Source organism: Streptomyces sp. JLBG701, assembly GCF_058544905.1.
The window spans coordinates 8,461,485-8,477,226 of sequence record NZ_CM178588.1; the positions used below are offsets into that span (position 1 = coordinate 8,461,485).

The following is a 15,742-nucleotide window of genomic DNA, read 5'->3' on the forward strand; positions in this document are numbered from 1 at the left end:
AGAGGTCCGCTGCCCCGTTCTTCGTCCGATTTGTCGACATCCTGGGCCGTAATGTCGACGCTGCGTACGCAGCAGTGACGTGGAAGACAATGGGGGCCATGGGACGCGGCAAGCTTCGGATCTATCTCGGTGCGGCACCGGGCGTCGGCAAGACGTACGCGATGCTGTCCGAGGCGCACCGGCGTGTGGAGCGGGGCACCGACTGTGTCGTGGCCTTCGTGGAGCATCACGACCGGGCGCGGACCGAGGTGATGCTTCATGGTCTGGAGCAGGTGCGGCGCCGTGAGCTGACTTACCGGGGCAGTGTCTTCACCGAGATGGACGTCGACGCCGTACTCGTGCGCAAGCCTCAGGTGGCCCTGGTGGACGAGCTGGCGCACACCAATGTGCCCGGCTCGCGCAACGAGAAGCGCTGGCAGGACGTGGAGGAGCTGCTCGCCGCCGGGATCGACGTGACCTCGACCGTCAACATCCAGCACCTGGAGTCGCTGGGTGACGTGGTGGAGTCCATCACGGGTGTGCGGCAGCGGGAGACCGTGCCGGACGAGGTCGTGCGGCGAGCCGACCAGATAGAGCTTGTCGACATGTCGCCGCAGGCGCTGCGGCGGCGGATGGCGCACGGCAACGTCTACAAGTCCGACAAGGTCGACGCGGCCCTGTCGAACTACTTCCGGCCGGGCAACCTGACCGCGCTGCGGGAGCTCGCCCTGCTGTGGGTGGCGGACCGGGTCGACGAATACCTGACCGAGTACCGCAACGAGCACCGCGTCTCGAAGATCTGGGGCTCGCGCGAGCGGATCGTGGTCGGGCTGACCGGCGGTCCGGAAGGCCGGACGCTGATCCGGCGGGCCGCGCGCCTCGCGGAGAAGGGCGCCGGCGGTGAGGTGCTCGCCGTCTACATCTCCCGCAGTGACGGCCTGACCTCCGCCTCTCCCAAGGAACTGGCGGTGCAGCGCACCCTCGTCGAGGATCTGGGCGGCACCTTCCACCACGTCGTCGGCGACGACATCCCCGCCGCGCTGCTGGACTTCGCGCGCGGCGTCAACGCCACCCAGATCGTCCTCGGCTCCTCGCGCCGCAAGGCCTGGCAGTACATGTTCGGGCCCGGCGTCGGCGCGACGGTCGCCCGCGAGTCCGGGTCCGACCTGGACGTGCACATCGTCACGCACGACGAGGTCGCCAAGGGGCGCGGGCTGCCGGTGTCCCGGGGAGCGAGGCTCGGGCGGGCCCGGATCGTCTCGGGCTGGCTGGTCGGTGTGCTCGGCCCCGCCCTCCTGGCGGTGCTGCTGAACACCGTCGACCTCGGCCTCGCCAACGACATGCTGCTGTTCCTGACGGTGACGGTGGCGGCGGCCCTGCTGGGCGGACTGCTCCCGGCGCTCGCCTCGGCGGCCTTCGGTTCGCTGCTGCTGAACTACTACTACACGCCCCCGCTGCACCGGCTCACGATCGCCGACCCGAAGAACATCGTCGCCATCGTGATCTTCGTGGGGGTGGCCGTGTCGGTGGCGTCCGTGGTCGATCTGGCCGCCCGGCGCACCCAGCAGGCGGCGCGGCTGCGGGCCGAGTCGGAGATCCTGTCCGTCCTGGCGGGCAGCGTGCTGCGGGGTGAGACCAGTCTGGAGGCGTTGCTGGAGCGGGTGCGGGAGACCTTCGGCATGGAGTCGGTGGCGCTGCTGGAGCGGGAGAGCGACGTGGAGCCGTGGACCTGCGCCGGGCGGGTGGGGCTGGGACGCCCGGTGGACCGGCCCGAGGACGCGGACGTCGACATGCCGGTCGGCGACCACATGGCCCTCGCGCTGACCGGACGGGTGCTGCCCGCCTCCGACCAGCGGGTGCTGGCGGCCTTCGCCGCTCAGGCCGCTGTCGTGCTCGACCGCCAGCGCCTGCAGCACGAGGCCGACCAGGCCAAGGAGCTGGCCGAGGGCAACCGGATCCGGACCGCGCTGCTGGCCGCCGTCAGCCATGACCTCCGTACCCCACTGGCCGGCATCAAGGCCGCCGTCACCTCCCTGCGGTCCGACGACGTCGAGTGGTCCGAGGAGGACCAGGCCGAGCTCCTTGAGGGCATCGAGGACGGCGCCGACCGGCTCGACCACCTCGTCGGGAACCTCCTCGACATGTCCCGCCTCCAGACCGGCACGGTCACCCCGCTGATCAGGGAGATCGACCTGGACGAGGTCGTGCCGATGGCGCTCGGCGGGGTGCCCGAGGACAGCGTGGAGCTCGACATTCCGGAGACGCTGCCCATGGTCGCCGTCGACCCCGGGCTGCTGGAGCGCTCGGTGGCCAACCTCGTCGAGAACGCCGTGAAGTACAGCCCGCCCGACGAGCCCGCGCTGGTGGCCGCCAGCGCCATGGCCGACCGGGTGGAGGTGCGGGTGGTCGACCGCGGGCCGGGCGTCCCGGAGGAGGCCAGGGACCGCATCTTCGAGCCCTTCCAGCGCTACGGTGACGCCCCGCGCGGAGCGGGCGTCGGCCTCGGCCTCGCGGTCGCCCGGGGCTTCGTCGAGGCGATGGGCGGCACCCTCAACGCCGAGGACACTCCCGGCGGCGGGCTCACCATGGTCCTCACCCTCCGCGCGGCGGGCCGGCGACCCGAGGTCGAGGAGGCGTGGACCGCGCGGTCGGCACCCGCCGCCCAGCCCGAGAACACCCCCGCACAGCCAGAAAGGCAGGCCTCATGACCCGGGTGCTCGTGATCGACGACGAGCCGCAGATCGTGCGCGCCCTCGTGATCAACCTCAAGGCGCGCAAGTACGAGGTCGACGCCGCGCACGACGGCACCACCGCCCTTCAGCTCGCCGCCGCCCGCCACCCGGACGTGGTGGTCCTGGACCTGGGCCTGCCCGACATGGACGGCGTCGACGTGATCCGCGGGCTGCGCGGCTGGACCCGGGTGCCGATCCTGGTGCTGTCCGCCCGCCACTCCTCCGACGAGAAGGTCGAGGCGCTCGACGCGGGCGCCGACGACTACGTCACCAAGCCCTTCGGCATGGACGAACTGCTGGCCAGGCTCCGGGCCGCCGTCCGGCGCGCCGAGCCCACCGGGGGCGGCGAGGACGACGTGATGGTGGAGACCGACGACTTCACCGTCGACCTGGCCGCCAAGAAGGTCAACCGCGAGGGGAAGGACGTACGTCTGACCCCCACGGAGTGGCATCTGCTGGAGGTGCTGGTGCGTAACACGGGCCGTCTCGTCAGCCAGAAGCAGCTGCTTCAGGAGGTGTGGGGGCCCTCGTACGGGACGGAGACGAACTACCTGCGGGTGTACATGGCCCAGCTGCGCCGGAAGCTGGAGGCCGATCCGTCGCATCCGCGGCACTTCGTCACGGAGCCGGGGATGGGGTACCGGTTCGAACGGTAGGAGCACGGGTACCACGGGTACGTAGCTGTCAGCGTGCCCCGGTACGCTTTGGACATGAGTGCTGTTCCTCGATCCGACAAGTCGGCGGGCCGGTTCCGGCGCCTCTTCGACCGGCTCTCCTCGTCCCAGGAGGAGCTCGAGTCCGAGGAGCTGCGCGAGGACACCGACATCACGGGCTGTATGCCCATCGGTGACTGCCAGGACCGACAGATAGTGACGGTTACTGGTACCTTGCGCACGGTCACTCTGCGGCCGCGGGCGGGAGTCCCGGCCCTGGAGGCCGAGCTCTTCGACGGCTCGGCCGCCCTGGACGTGGTGTGGCTCGGCCGGCGCTCCATCGTCGGGATCGAGCCCGGACGCAAGCTGATCGCATCGGGCCGGATCTCGATGAGCCGGGGCCGCCGGGTGCTGTTCAACCCGAAATACGAACTCAGACCCCTCGGACGGGAGTAGCCGGTGACGTCGCTCGACAAGCCGACCGCGGAGACCGAAGCCACCGAAGACAGTGCAGCCAGTGCAGCCGCCGCGCAGGATGCCCGGGCGGTGACCGAGGCTGCCCTGTTCGAGGCGTTCGGCGGCGTGCGCGGCATGGTCGAGACGGTGCTGCCCGGTCTGCTCTTCGTCACCATCTACACGATCAACAAAGACCTGCACCTGTCGGCCATCGCAGCCCTCGTCGTGTCCGTGGTGCTGGTCGTGGTCCGGCTGGTGACGAAGGACACCGTCAAGCACGCCTTCAGCGGTGTCTTCGGCGTCGCCTTCGGTGTGGTCTTCGCGATGATGACGGGCAACGCCAAGGATTTCTACCTGCCCGGCATGCTCTACACACTGGGCCTGGCGCTCGCTTACATCATCACGACGCTGGCCGGTGTCCCGCTGCTGGGGCTGATTCTCGGGCCGGTCTTCAAGGAGAACCTCTCCTGGCGCAAGCGCAACCCGGGGCGCAAGAAGGCGTACGCCAAGGCCAGTTGGGCCTGGGGTCTGATCCTGCTCGCCAAGTGCGCGATCCTCTTCCCGCTGTACTGGTGGGCCGACACCGCCCAGTTCGGCTGGGTCCTGGTCGCCCTGAAGATCCCGCCGTTCCTGCTCGCGGTCTGGCTGACCTGGGTCTTCCTGGCGAAGGCCCCGGCCCCGATCGACGTCTTCGCGGAGATGGAGGCGGCGGAAAAGGCCGAGGAGGAGCGGAAGGCCGCCCTCGCGGGCGAGCACGGCGAGGCCACGGCCGGTCGTCACCGCCGCGAGATGTAGCAGCCAGTCCTACGACGGCGGAGGGCGCCCTGAGAACTCAGGGCGCCCTCCGCCGTCGTAACCCCCGAAGGGATCAGCCCGCCGTCTCCTCACGCCGCACCGACAGCAGGTCCTCCAGCTGTTCCTCGCGCGCCGGGGCCGCCACGAACAGGAGTTCGTCGCCGGCCTCCAGGGAGTCGTCGCGGGACGGGGTGAGGACGCGGTTGCCGCGGATGATGGTGACCAGGGACGTGTCCTCGGGCCATTCGACGTCGCCGACCCGGGTGCCGGCCAGGGCCGACTCCTCGGGCAGGGTCAGTTCTACGAGGTTGGCGTCGCCGTGGCTGAAGCGGAGGAGGCGGACCAGGTCGCCGACGCTCACCGCCTCCTCGACGAGGGCCGACATCAGGCGCGGGGTGGACACGGCCACGTCCACGCCCCAGGACTCGTTGAAGAGCCACTCGTTCTTGGGGTTGTTCACGCGGGCGACGACGCGCGGGACGCCGTACTCCGTCTTTGCGAGGAGGGAGACGACCAGGTTGACCTTGTCGTCGCCCGTCGCGGCGATCACGACGTTGCAGCGCTGGAGCGCGGCCTCGTCCAGGGACGTGATCTCGCAGGCGTCGGCGAGGAGCCACTCCGCCTGCGGGACGCGCTCGACCGAGATGGCGGTCGGCGCCTTGTCGATCAGCAGGATCTCGTGGCCGTTCTCCAGCAGTTCGCCCGCGATCGAGCGACCTACGGCACCGGCACCGGCAATGGCGACCCTCATCAGTGACCGGCCTCCTTCTCGGGGCCTTCGGCGAAGGACGCCTCGACCTTCTCGACCTCGTCCGTGCGCATCATCACGTGGACCAGGTCGCCTTCCTGCAACACCGTCTGGGAGGTGGGCAGCATCGCCTCGCCCAGGCGGGTGAGGAACGCGACACGCACCCCGGTGTCCTCCTGGAGCCGGCTGATCTTCTGGCCGACCCAGGCCGAGGAGGCGTGCACCTCGGCCAGCTGGACCCCACCGGTGGGGTCGCGCCACAGGGGCTCGGAGCCGGAGGGCAGCAGCCGGCGCAGCATCTGGTCGGCGGTCCAGCGGACCGTGGCGACCGTCGGGATGCCCAGGCGCTGGTAGACCTCGGCGCGGCGGGGGTCGTAGATACGGGCCGCGACGTTCTCGATCCCGAACATCTCGCGGGCCACGCGGGCCGCGATGATGTTCGAGTTGTCACCGCTGGAGACGGCGGCGAAGGCGCCGGCCTCCTCGATGCCCGCCTCGCGCAGGGTGTCCTGATCGAAGCCGACCCCGGTGACACGACGGCCGCCGAACCCGGAGCCCAGTCGTCGGAAGGCGGTGGGGTCCTGGTCGATCACGGCGACCGTGTGCCCCTGTTGCTCCAGGGTCTGGGCGAGAGCGGAGCCCACTCTGCCGCAGCCCATGATGACGATGTGCACGACCGTCCTTCCGGTGTGAAGATTCTTTGCCGAGTGGTGTCGAGAGTTGCCGACTTGGCCTGAACAGGGTCTCAGACCGTCGCCCAAGCTACACACGCGCGGTCCGCGGGGGGACCCCTGTGCACGGGTGAGCGTGATCAGCGTCGGGTGATGCTCCAGACACTCAGGACGGTCAGGATTCCGAGGCCGACGAGTGCGGCGGCGGCGCCGATCAGCTCTGCGGTCGCGTGCATGGGACCTCCGAAGGGCGGCGACAGACGGGATTTGTCATATAGACACGTCGACCGCCGCCGCCACGGAATCCGCAGCGCGCCCGCCTCCGATTTCACTCGTGATTTCACTCGGGAGGCAGATGCCGCAAGCCCGGTGGGCGGCTGCCAGTTCGAAGCCCTACGATCCTCTGTTGTGTCCAAACTGACCGACGTGCCCAAACGGATTCTGATCGGGCGGGCGCTGCGTAGTGACCGGCTCGGAGAAACGCTCCTGCCGAAGCGCATCGCACTCCCCGTCTTCGCCTCCGACCCGCTGTCCTCCGTCGCCTACGCGCCCGGCGAGGTACTGCTGGTCCTCTCCATCGCGGGCGTGTCGGCCTACCACTTCAGCCCCTGGATCGCGGTCGCGGTCGTCGTGCTGATGTTCACGGTGGTCGCCTCCTACCGACAGAACGTCCATGCCTACCCGAGTGGCGGCGGCGACTACGAGGTGGCCAACACCAACCTCGGCCCGAAGGCGGGGTTGACGGTGGCGAGCGCGCTGCTCGTCGACTACGTCCTCACCGTCGCCGTGTCGATCGCCTCCGGCATCGAGAACCTCGGCTCCGCCGTCCCCTTCGTGGTCGAGAACAAGGTGCTCTGCGCGATCGCCGTGATCGTGCTGCTCACCCTGATGAACCTGCGCGGGGTCAAGGAGTCCGGCTCGCTCTTCGCGATTCCGACGTACGTGTTCGTCGCGGGCGTCTTCATCATGATCGCGTGGGGCGCGTTCCGCGGATTCGTCCTCGACGACACCATGCGGGCGCCGACGGCGTCGTACGAGATCAAGGCCGAACACCAGGGGCTGGCGGGCTTCGCGCTCGTCTTCCTGATGCTGCGGGCCTTCTCCTCCGGCTGTGCCGCACTCACCGGTGTCGAGGCGATCTCCAACGGCGTGCCGGCCTTCCGCAAGCCCAAGTCGAAGAACGCGGCGACCACGCTCGCGGCGATGGGCCTGCTCGCCGTCACCATGTTCTGCGGCATCATCGGCCTGGCCATGGCGACGGACGTCCGCATGGCCGAGAACCCGGCGCAGGACCTGCTGAAGAACGGGGTCGAGGTCGGTTCCGGCTACGTCCAGAACCCGGTGATCTCCCAGGTCGCCGAGGCCGTGTTCGGTGACGGCAGCTTCATGTTCATCGTGCTCGCCGCGGCCACCGCGCTGGTGCTGTTCCTCGCCGCGAACACCGCGTACAACGGCTTCCCGCTGCTCGGCTCGATCCTCGCCCAGGACCGCTATCTGCCCCGCCAGTTGCACACCCGCGGCGACCGGCTCGCCTTCTCCAACGGCATCGTGCTGCTCGCCGGCGCGGCCGGACTCCTCGTCTGGATCTACGGCGCCGACTCGACGCGTCTCATCCAGCTGTACATCGTCGGCGTGTTCGTGTCCTTCACGCTCAGCCAGACCGGCATGGTCCGGCACTGGAACCGCCATCTGGCCACGGAGAAGGACCCGGCCAAGCGCCGCCACATGATGCGCTCCCGCGCCATCAACGCCTTCGGCGCCTTCTTCACCGGGCTCGTCCTGGTCGTGGTCCTCGTCACCAAGTTCACGCACGGCGCCTGGGTCGCGCTGCTCGGCATGGTGATCTTCTACGCGACGATGACCGCGATCCGTAAGCACTACGACCGGGTGTCCGAGGAGCTCGCGGCCCCCGAGGGGCCCAGTGACGACAGCATCCGGCCGTCCCGTGTCCACTCGGTCGTCCTGATCTCCAAGATCCACCGCCCGGCGCTGCGGGCCCTCGCCTACGCGAAGCTGATGCGCTCGGACACCTTGGAGGCTCTGAGCGTCAACGTCGACCCCGCCGAGACCAAGGCGCTGCGCGCCGAGTGGGAGCGGCGCGGTATCGACGTACCGCTGAAGGTGCTCGACTCGCCCTACCGCGAGATCACGCGGCCGATCATCGACTATGTGAAGGGGCTGCGGAAGGAGTCGCCGCGGGACGCGGTGTCCGTGATCATCCCCGAGTACGTGGTCGGCCACTGGTACGAGCACCTGCTGCACAACCAGAGCGCGTTGCGGCTCAAGGGCCGGCTGCTGTTCACGCCGGGCGTGATGGTGACCTCGGTGCCGTACCAGCTGCAGTCCTCGGAGGCGGCCAAGATCCGTGCCCGCAAGCGGCAGGACTGGAACGCGCCGGGTGCGGTGCGGCGTGGTCCGGCCCAGGAGCGGGCGAAGGAGTCGTCGAAGCAGACGTAGACTGGTGGGCTGTTGTCCAACCCTTTCCGCGCTATGACCCTGGAGTCACCCCACCATGCAGGCAGAACCGAAGAATTCGCTGGTGGGGGAGGAGTACGAGGTCGAGGTCGGCCCCGTCGCCCATGGCGGGCACTGCATCGCCCGTACGTCCGAGGGCCAGGTGCTGTTCGTCCGGCACACGCTGCCCGGTGAGCGGGTCGTGGCACGCGTGACGGAGGGCGAGGAGGGGGCGCGGTTCCTGCGCGCCGACGCGGTGACCGTCCTGGAGGCGTCGAAGGACCGGGTCGAGGCGCCCTGCCCCTACGCCGGGCCCGGCCGCTGCGGCGGCTGCGACTGGCAGCACGCCAAGCCGGGCGCCCAGCGCCGCCTCAAGGGCGAGGTGATCGCCGAGCAGCTGAAGCGGCTCGCCGGGCTGACCCCGGAGGAGGCCGGCTGGGACGGCACGGTGATGCCCGCCGAGGGCGACAAGCTGCCCTCCGGCGAGGTGCCGCAGTGGCGTACGAGGGTGCAGTACGCGGTGGACGCCGATGGCAACGCCGGTCTGCGCCGCCACCGCTCGCACGAGGTCGAGCCCATCGAGCACTGCATGATCGCGGCACCGGGCGTCAGCGAGCTGGGTATCGAGGAGCGCGACTGGTCCGGCATGGCCTCCGTCGAGGCGATCGCGGCGACGGGCTCCCAGGACCGCATGGTGATCCTGGAGCCGAAACCGGGCGCCCGGCTGCCCCTGGTCGAGCTGAACCGGCCCGTCTCCGTCATGCGGGTCGAGGAGCACGACGGCGGCATCCACCGCGTCCACGGCCGCGGCTTCGTCCGCGAGCGCGCCGACGACCGCACCTACCGGGTCGGCAGCGGCGGCTTCTGGCAGGTCCACCCGATGGCCGCCGACACGCTGATGAAGGCGGTCATGCAGGGGCTGCTCCCGCGCAAGGGCGAGATGGCGCTCGACCTGTACTGCGGCGTCGGCCTCTTCGCCGGCGCCCTCGCCGACCGCCTCGGCGACAAGGGCGCGGTCCTCGGCATCGAGTCCGGCAAGCGGGCGGTCGAGGACGCGCGGCACAACCTGGCCGGCTTCGACCGCGTCCGCATCGAACAGGGCAAGGTCGAGTCCGTGCTCCCGCGCACCGGGATCACCGAGGTGGACCTCATCGTCCTGGATCCGCCGCGGGCGGGGGCCGGGAAGAAGACGGTCCAGCATCTGGCGACGCTGGGGGCACGGCGGATTGCTTACGTGGCTTGCGATCCGGCTGCTTTGGCGCGGGACTTGGGGTATTTCCAGGAGGGCGGGTATCGGGTGCGGACGCTTCGGGCGTTCGATTTGTTTCCGATGACTCATCATGTGGAGTGCGTGGCGATCCTTGAACCGGTCGGTAAGGGCTCCTGACCTGGGGTTTTATGCGTGCGCGGTGTGGGCGTTACGGGCGATATCCTGACGCTGAAATGACGCTCGTGACGCTCATTGGCCCCCAGCGTTGGCCGGCGAATGGCACGTGCTGGAGCGCAGGTCAGCCAGATCAGCACGGCGTGCAGCACGCCGGTTCTGTCGAGCGCCAGCCGCGTGGTGACGGAGGTCCGTCCGCCCTGACTGCATGTCTGTCTGGGGCTGACGGACATGGTGGCGTCTGCGCTTGCCTCCTTGACCGCGACGGCGAGGAGGTGGCCCGCGACCTGCTCCGCGCGACCGCCCTGAGGTGGACCGCGCGTTGCTGCCCGCGTTCACAGCAGCGGTCACCGACGCGATCTGGCAGCGGCCGGAATCCGTGCTCGCCAGGGCCCAGTGCGAAGATGTTCAGTCCCTCGTGGCCGAAGGCGACATAGGGCACCTGCCGACCGTCCCACCGGACTGGAGGAACCAGACGGCCGAGCCCGATCCGCCCATCGCTCGGCGTCTCCGGATCGGTCTGCTGAACCCGGAGTTCGACGTCACACGGCAGGACTTCTCGGACCTTGAGATCCGCGGCACCGGACTTCCCTACTTCTACGACACCCGCCGAGGTCGTCTGATCACCGAATTCCTCCTCGACGACCGGCCGCAGGTGGCCACGCTGTGCCACGTCACCCTCATCAACAAGGACGGCGTCCTTTCGCCCAGGATCAGACTGTGGAAGAAGGGCAAAGCCAAGGCTGCGAACACGCCGGCCACGGAGATGTCCACGAGAGCTTCTGGAAGGTCATCAGCTTCCTCCAGAGCTGCGTCGGGCTGGACCTCCCGGGAAGCAGCCTGCGGCTGGTCGTCGGCGACGAAGCCGAGTTGGCTCGGCTCCTGGCCGACCAGGACCGCACTACGCTCCTTCCCCGAGCCGCGTCTCATGCTCGCCCCGACGCCAGCTCCACTACTGTCACGTCCGAACGGGCCCCGACCCGGGTCGGTGGGCCCCACGCGCCCGCGCCTCGGGGCACATACAGCTGAGTGTCCCCGTACCGTTCCAGCCCGGCGACCGTCGGGTTGGCCAGCTCGGCCACGTAGTTCATCGGCCAGAGCAGGCCGCCGTGGGTGTGACCGGCCGCGAGGTCGGGGTCGTCGTCGTGCTCCTCGCTGGTCACGTCGTTGACGCAGGCCAGATCGAACGCCGCGAGTTCCACGCGCTGGTTCGCCAGCAGCCTCAGCCCCGGTTCCTGCACATGCTCCAGCCACTCCTCCGCGCCGGAGAAGTACTCGTGGTTGCCACGAAGAACGCCCCGTGACGCGCCCGCGGCCCGCTGATCGGCTCGGCCGCCGAGCGGAGGTCGTCCACCGACCCATCGACCAGGTCGCCGACCACGGCGATCAGCTCCGGCTGGGTCGAGTTGACCGTCTGCACGACCTTCTCGGTGAACCCGCGCCCCAGGATCGGGCCCATGAAGCACGGGCTGATGTTCCGTCGGGTGCCTGCGGGGTCTGGACCAGCCTCGATCTTGCATGACGGTCCGTCGACGGGGTCGGCGGACCGTTTCAGGTTCTGCGGTCGGTGGCCGGGCGCCTACCTCTCTGCCGCCCGCAGACGCTGGGCCGCCGTGTCGCCGCGTCGGCCGACCGGTACGACACCTGTCGCGGCGCCGAGGCCGTAGGCGGGCATGTCGACGTACACCGATTCGTAGGAGCCCGCCGGGACGATGAACGTCTCGTGCCAGATGCCCACATGGCCCTTCCCGGCGCGTGCTCGTCGGTTGAACTCCGTCCATGCGGGCCGGTGTTCCTTGTCCTGTTGGTGGGCGTAGGCGAGGAGCCGCTCCTTGTCCGTCCAGTACTGGACGACGTAGAAGTCCCGGAGGCTGCCGTAAAGCACCTTGTAGCCGAGAAGCCCGCTGCTCTTTTCCTGTGACAGCTCGCGCAGCATGCGCGGCATCGACATGAATGCCGGCAGCCAGCTGGAGAGTGCTCGCAGGCGGTTGATCCGTAGCCCTATGTGGAAGACGACGACATCGCCTTCGGCGGCGGAGGTCTGACGGCCCGGAACTACTTTCTCGGACATGGATCTCCTCTGTTTCACGGCCGGACGAGCGGTCGGGATTTTGCACGAATCACCCAGAAGTGGATCACTAGCCCGATGCCCCACCCCAGAATCGACCACAAGGGCCAGAAGAAATGATCGGGTGTGAGAATTCCCCACAGCACCACTTGGGCCACATTGGCGATGACGTACCAGAACAGGTGGATCCGCAGGCCCCACCTCATGGCCTTTTCGTTTTTGTGCATCACGCCTCCTGTGTGTCCTGCACGGCTGTCTCGATGAGGGCCACCGTCGCACCCGGCCGGGAGACGAACACCATGTGCGAAGCACCCTCGACCACCTGGGTTTTCGCGCCGGAGCGCTGGGCCATGAACTCTTGTGTCGCCGGAGGAATGATCCGGTCGGCGCCGCTGATCAGGTTGTAGGCCGGGATCGTGTGCCAGGCCTGCGGACCGGTGGCGGGCTCGCCCAGGGCGGCGCCGGTGGCCGGACGTTGCGTGATCGAGTAGAGGGCGGCTTCCGCCGCCGACACGTCGGCCGCGAAGTGAGGATGGAAGACCTTGGGGTCGATGTAGAGGTCGACCTGTCCGTCGGGCAGCGGCACAGGCTTGAGGGACTCTCCCACGGTGCTGCCCGGGAACTTCTCGACCAGCGCCTGCGCGCTCTCGCCCGTCTCCGGCACGAACGCCGCCAGGTAGACCAGCGCCTTCACGTTCGCGTTTCCCTCGGCGGCGGTGGAGATGACCGCACCGCCGTAGGAGTGCCCGACCAGCACGATCGGTCCCTCGATGCTGTCCAGCAGCGCCTTGACGCCGGCCGCGTCAAAGGCGAGCCCTCGAAGGGGATTCGGCGCGGCGATCACTGAATAGCCGTCTGCGACAAGCCGTTTGGTGACGGCGTTGAAGCCGCTGCTGTCGGCAAAGGCTCCGTGTACGAGCACGATCGTCGGTTTCCCGCTCACCATGGACCAACCTCTCCTTCGGATGACGGCCACTTGTTCTCCGGACCCTCACGCTCGACGCAAAGCTATGGCGTCGCACTGGACGGGAATTGAATGAGACCGGGACCTGGTTCCGGGTGGGCTTCACTGATCATTCAGTCGACGTCAAGCCGGTTCGGCCAATCTGAGCGCCTCGGAGAACAGAGGGGGACAGATGACCGGGGGGTTGCCGATGGTGTGGGACGAGGAAGCCGATGTGGTGGTGATCGGGTCGGGTATGGGCGGTCTCGCGGCGGCGCGCACGATCGCGCAGTTCGGCGGGAAGCGTGTTCTCGTCCTCGAACAGCACTACACGCTCGGCGGGATGACGCACGAGTTCTCCCGCGCCGGGCGATACCGGTTCGGCACCGGGCTGCACTACATGAGCGCGAGCGCCGGCCCGTTCCTCGGGTTCATGACGGAGGGGCGGGCGCAGCTCTCGCCGCTGCCGGACGAGTACGACGCACTGCACTTCCCGGGGTTCGACTTCGCCGTCCCCGCCACGAAGGAACGGTTCCGTGCGCGTCTGAAGGAACGGTTCCCTGCCGAGTCCGACGCGATCGACCGGTTCTTCCGCACCACGCGCTGGGCCATGGCCGGGCTGACCGTGCGCAATGTCTTCGCGTCGTTTCCCGCAGGGCTGCGAAAGGCGGGTGCGCCCGTCGTCGAGCGGCTCTTCCCCTCGGTGTACCGGTCGTTGCGGGACCAGGTCGCCCGCGGTTTCCGTGATCCGCAGCTGCGGGCCGTGCTGGCCGCGCGCTGGGGGCTCTACGGCACTCCGCCGGAATCGAGCGCCTTCGGCTATCACGCTGCGGTCCCGCTGACCTTCTTCATGGACGGCACCGCACATCCCGTGGGCGGCCCGCAAGAGCTCAACCGGGTCGTTCTGGAGATCCTCGCGCGGTACGGCGTGGTGCTGCGCTCCCGGCAGAGGGTTCATGAGGTCGTTGTCGAGAGGGGCAGGGTGGTCGGTGTCGACATCGAGGACACCGCCACCGGCCGCCGGTACCGGGTGCGGACGGACACCGTCGTTTCGGCGGCCGGGGTGCGTAACACGTACGCCCTGATCGGGAAGAGTCACGAACTGGCGGATCTGCCCGAGGAACGGTCGGCGGTCATGCTGTTTCTCGGACTGGACCGGTCACCGGCCGAGTTCGGGCTGCGCGGCGAGAACCACTGGTTCATGCCGGACCTCGACGAGAACGGCAGCATCCATCGCCCTCCGGGGGAAGGCACGCTGTACGTCTCGTTCGCCTCGCTCAACAACCCCGCCGCCCGGTTCCACACGGTGGAGCTGCTGGAACTCGTCGATCCGAAGGTGGTCGACCAGTGGCGCGGGATCCCCGAGAACGAACGGCCGGACAGCTACCGGAAGTTCAAGGACGAGCTGACCGGTCGGCTGATCGCCCGCCTGGAGGAACGCTGGCCCGGGTTCCGGGAGACGATCGCTTTCGCCGAACTGGCGACGCCGCTGTCGTTCGAGACCTATCAGCACAGCGTGCGGGGATCCTTCTACGGACTCGCGGCGACCCCGCAGCGGTTGCGTTCAGCGAGGGCGGGATGCCGTACGCCGGTCAAGGGGCTGTTCGTCGCCGGGCAGGACGCCTGGGGGTCCGGTGTGGTGGGGGCGCTGGCGGGCGGGCTGATGGCGGCGAACGCGGTCCTGAAGCCGCGGCAGCTCGGGACGATGTGGCGGGCCATCCGCGCCGGCGGGGTGACCCGGGATCCGGCCACGCCCTGGGAGGGGTATCTGCGCGTGGCCGGCATCGAGGTGCTGACCCCGACGGTCCGGCGGTTCCGCTTCGAGCCCCTGGACGGGGGCGCGATGCCGTTCTCGTTCGCCGCCGGGCAGTACATGAAGGTCGAGCTGCCCGTCGCCGTCGAGCCGATCGAACGGTCGTACTCGATCTGCAGCAGTCCCGGGGAGAGCGGGTTCGTCGAGATCGCCGTGAAGCACGAGCCGGACGGGCTGGGCTCGGGGTTCCTGCATGAGGAGGTGGAGGTGGGGTCGGCGTTGCGGGTGAGCGGCCCGCACGGGGCGTTCACCTGGGAGCCGGGCACGGAGGCGGACGCCCTCCTGCTCATCGCCGGGGGCGTCGGGATCACCCCGCTGATGAGCGTCCTGCTCGCGGCCGCCGACGCCGGCCACACGGGACGGATCGTCCTGCTGGCGAGCTACCGGACCGAGGACGAGGCGTTGTTCGGGCCGGAGATCGAAGCGCTGCGGTTCCGGCTGCCGGGGCTGGAGGTATCGGTCTTCGCGACCGACCGGCAACGGCGGATAGGCTTCGACGAGTTACTGCCCCACGCGGGCCCGACGACCCGCGTGCACCTGTGCGGGCCGGCGCCCATGATGCAGGATCTGATCGGCCGCCTGGCAGAACTCGGGGTGCCGCGAGAGGCCGTCCACAGCGAGGCGTTCGTGTCCGGCCGGAGCGAGGAGACCCGCCGGGAGAAGGCGCACGCCATCGCCGTCGCCGCCGTGGCGGCCGGTGTCACCGAGTTCGTGATCGGCACGGTGGACGGCACTCCGGCGTTCCCGTGCAGCCCCGGACAGTCGGTCCTCGACGCCGCCAACGCCGTCGGCGTCGCGTTGCCCCAGTCGTGCGGCGAAGGCGCTTGCGGTACCTGTCGGGTGCGGGTGGTCTCCGGCGTCTACGAGACCGACGACCGGGGGATGTTCTCCACCGACGAGTTGGCGGCGGGCTGGCGGCTGGCCTGCCAGACACTGCCCACCGGGGACTTGGTGATCGGTCAGTAGGACGGGCGGGCGGCGAGCCGGTAATCCGCGTTCATGCGTCGGCCGCCGGTGAGCGAGGCCGCCAGCCGGCCGATCGGGAA

General features: G+C 69.3%; 12 protein-coding genes and 1 pseudogene. 7 read left to right on the forward strand and 6 right to left on the reverse strand.

What is annotated here, in order from left to right:
- Positions 1-98 precede the first annotated feature (98 nt).
- From AC5DRG_RS39025 to AC5DRG_RS39040, 4 genes are read left to right on the forward strand one after another with little or no spacing between them, the layout of a single operon-like run.
- Entirely contained in the window at positions 99-2,687 is a 2,589-nt protein-coding gene (locus AC5DRG_RS39025) for an ATP-binding protein (RefSeq protein ID WP_491804537.1), read from the forward strand.
- The gene (locus AC5DRG_RS39030) at positions 2,684-3,367 is read left to right on the forward strand and encodes a response regulator (RefSeq protein ID WP_491804539.1); all 684 of its coding nucleotides are present in this window, start codon (positions 2,684-2,686) and stop codon (positions 3,365-3,367) included. Before AC5DRG_RS39025 ends, AC5DRG_RS39030 begins: the two co-directional genes overlap by 4 nt.
- Before the next feature lie 54 nt (positions 3,368-3,421).
- Positions 3,422-3,820: an OB-fold nucleic acid binding domain-containing protein gene (locus AC5DRG_RS39035; protein WP_491804541.1), complete on the forward strand. Its 399-nt coding sequence runs from the start codon at positions 3,422-3,424 to the stop codon at positions 3,818-3,820.
- Between the two features lie 3 nt (positions 3,821-3,823).
- Positions 3,824-4,615: a DUF3159 domain-containing protein gene (locus tag AC5DRG_RS39040; RefSeq protein WP_491804542.1), complete on the forward strand. Its 792-nt coding sequence runs from the start codon at positions 3,824-3,826 to the stop codon at positions 4,613-4,615.
- A gap of 73 nt (positions 4,616-4,688) precedes the next feature.
- Here AC5DRG_RS39040 and AC5DRG_RS39045 read toward each other — a convergent pair whose 3' ends face one another.
- Together AC5DRG_RS39045 and AC5DRG_RS39050 are read right to left on the reverse strand one after the other, a co-directional pair.
- The gene (locus tag AC5DRG_RS39045) at positions 4,689-5,366 is read right to left on the reverse strand and encodes a potassium channel family protein (RefSeq protein WP_491804544.1); all 678 of its coding nucleotides are present in this window, start codon (positions 5,364-5,366) and stop codon (positions 4,689-4,691) included.
- Entirely contained in the window at positions 5,366-6,037 is a 672-nt protein-coding gene (locus AC5DRG_RS39050) for a potassium channel family protein (RefSeq protein ID WP_491804546.1), read from the reverse strand. Before AC5DRG_RS39050 ends, AC5DRG_RS39045 begins: the two co-directional genes overlap by 1 nt.
- A 405-nt stretch (positions 6,038-6,442) precedes the next feature.
- On the opposite strand from AC5DRG_RS39050, the gene AC5DRG_RS39055 reads away from it, so the two are divergent.
- A complete protein-coding gene (locus tag AC5DRG_RS39055; RefSeq protein ID WP_491804548.1) occupies positions 6,443-8,491 on the forward strand; it encodes an APC family permease in 2,049 nt (682 codons plus the stop codon).
- Between the two features lie 55 nt (positions 8,492-8,546).
- On the forward strand, positions 8,547-9,875 hold the full coding sequence (locus AC5DRG_RS39060; RefSeq protein WP_491804550.1) for a class I SAM-dependent RNA methyltransferase: 1,329 nt from the start codon (positions 8,547-8,549) through the stop codon (positions 9,873-9,875).
- 923 nt (positions 9,876-10,798) lie between these two features.
- Here AC5DRG_RS39060 and AC5DRG_RS39065 read toward each other — a convergent pair.
- The 4 genes and pseudogenes from AC5DRG_RS39065 to AC5DRG_RS39080 form a co-directional block, all read right to left on the reverse strand.
- A pseudogene (locus AC5DRG_RS39065) lies at positions 10,799-11,346 on the reverse strand (metallophosphoesterase); the annotation flags it as partial.
- A 105-nt stretch (positions 11,347-11,451) separates the two neighbouring features.
- Complete coding sequence (locus tag AC5DRG_RS39070; protein WP_491804552.1) at positions 11,452-11,943, reverse strand: DUF4188 domain-containing protein; 492 nt, start codon at positions 11,941-11,943, stop codon at positions 11,452-11,454.
- A 14-nt stretch (positions 11,944-11,957) separates the two neighbouring features.
- On the reverse strand, positions 11,958-12,167 hold the full coding sequence (locus AC5DRG_RS39075) for a 2TM domain-containing protein (RefSeq protein WP_491804554.1): 210 nt from the start codon (positions 12,165-12,167) through the stop codon (positions 11,958-11,960).
- On the reverse strand, positions 12,167-12,886 hold the full coding sequence (locus AC5DRG_RS39080) for an alpha/beta fold hydrolase (protein ID WP_491804555.1): 720 nt from the start codon (positions 12,884-12,886) through the stop codon (positions 12,167-12,169). Before AC5DRG_RS39080 ends, AC5DRG_RS39075 begins: the two co-directional genes overlap by 1 nt.
- 190 nt (positions 12,887-13,076) lie before the next feature.
- Between AC5DRG_RS39080 and AC5DRG_RS39085 the strand changes: the two genes are divergently transcribed.
- Positions 13,077-15,662, forward strand: coding sequence for an FAD-dependent oxidoreductase (locus tag AC5DRG_RS39085; RefSeq protein ID WP_491804557.1), 2,586 nt, complete (start codon positions 13,077-13,079; stop codon positions 15,660-15,662).
- The last annotated feature ends 80 nt before the right edge of the window (positions 15,663-15,742 follow it).

Bases quoted from the DNA above. Each gene is read 5' to 3' on its own strand.
- AC5DRG_RS39025 (WP_491804537.1), top strand. From the start codon at position 99: ATGGGACGCGGCAAGCTTCGGATCTATCTCGGTGCGGCACCGGGCGTC.
- AC5DRG_RS39030 (WP_491804539.1), top strand. From the start codon at position 2,684: ATGACCCGGGTGCTCGTGATCGACGACGAGCCGCAGATCGTGCGCGCC.
- AC5DRG_RS39035 (WP_491804541.1), top strand. From the start codon at position 3,422: ATGAGTGCTGTTCCTCGATCCGACAAGTCGGCGGGCCGGTTCCGGCGC.
- AC5DRG_RS39045 (WP_491804544.1), bottom strand. From the start codon at position 5,366: ATGAGGGTCGCCATTGCCGGTGCCGGTGCCGTAGGTCGCTCGATCGCG.
- AC5DRG_RS39060 (WP_491804550.1), top strand. From the start codon at position 8,547: ATGCAGGCAGAACCGAAGAATTCGCTGGTGGGGGAGGAGTACGAGGTC.
- AC5DRG_RS39070 (WP_491804552.1), bottom strand. From the start codon at position 11,943: ATGTCCGAGAAAGTAGTTCCGGGCCGTCAGACCTCCGCCGCCGAAGGC.
- AC5DRG_RS39075 (WP_491804554.1), bottom strand. From the start codon at position 12,167: ATGCACAAAAACGAAAAGGCCATGAGGTGGGGCCTGCGGATCCACCTG.
- AC5DRG_RS39080 (WP_491804555.1), bottom strand. From the start codon at position 12,886: ATGGTGAGCGGGAAACCGACGATCGTGCTCGTACACGGAGCCTTTGCC.
- AC5DRG_RS39085 (WP_491804557.1), top strand. From the start codon at position 13,077: ATGACCGGGGGGTTGCCGATGGTGTGGGACGAGGAAGCCGATGTGGTG.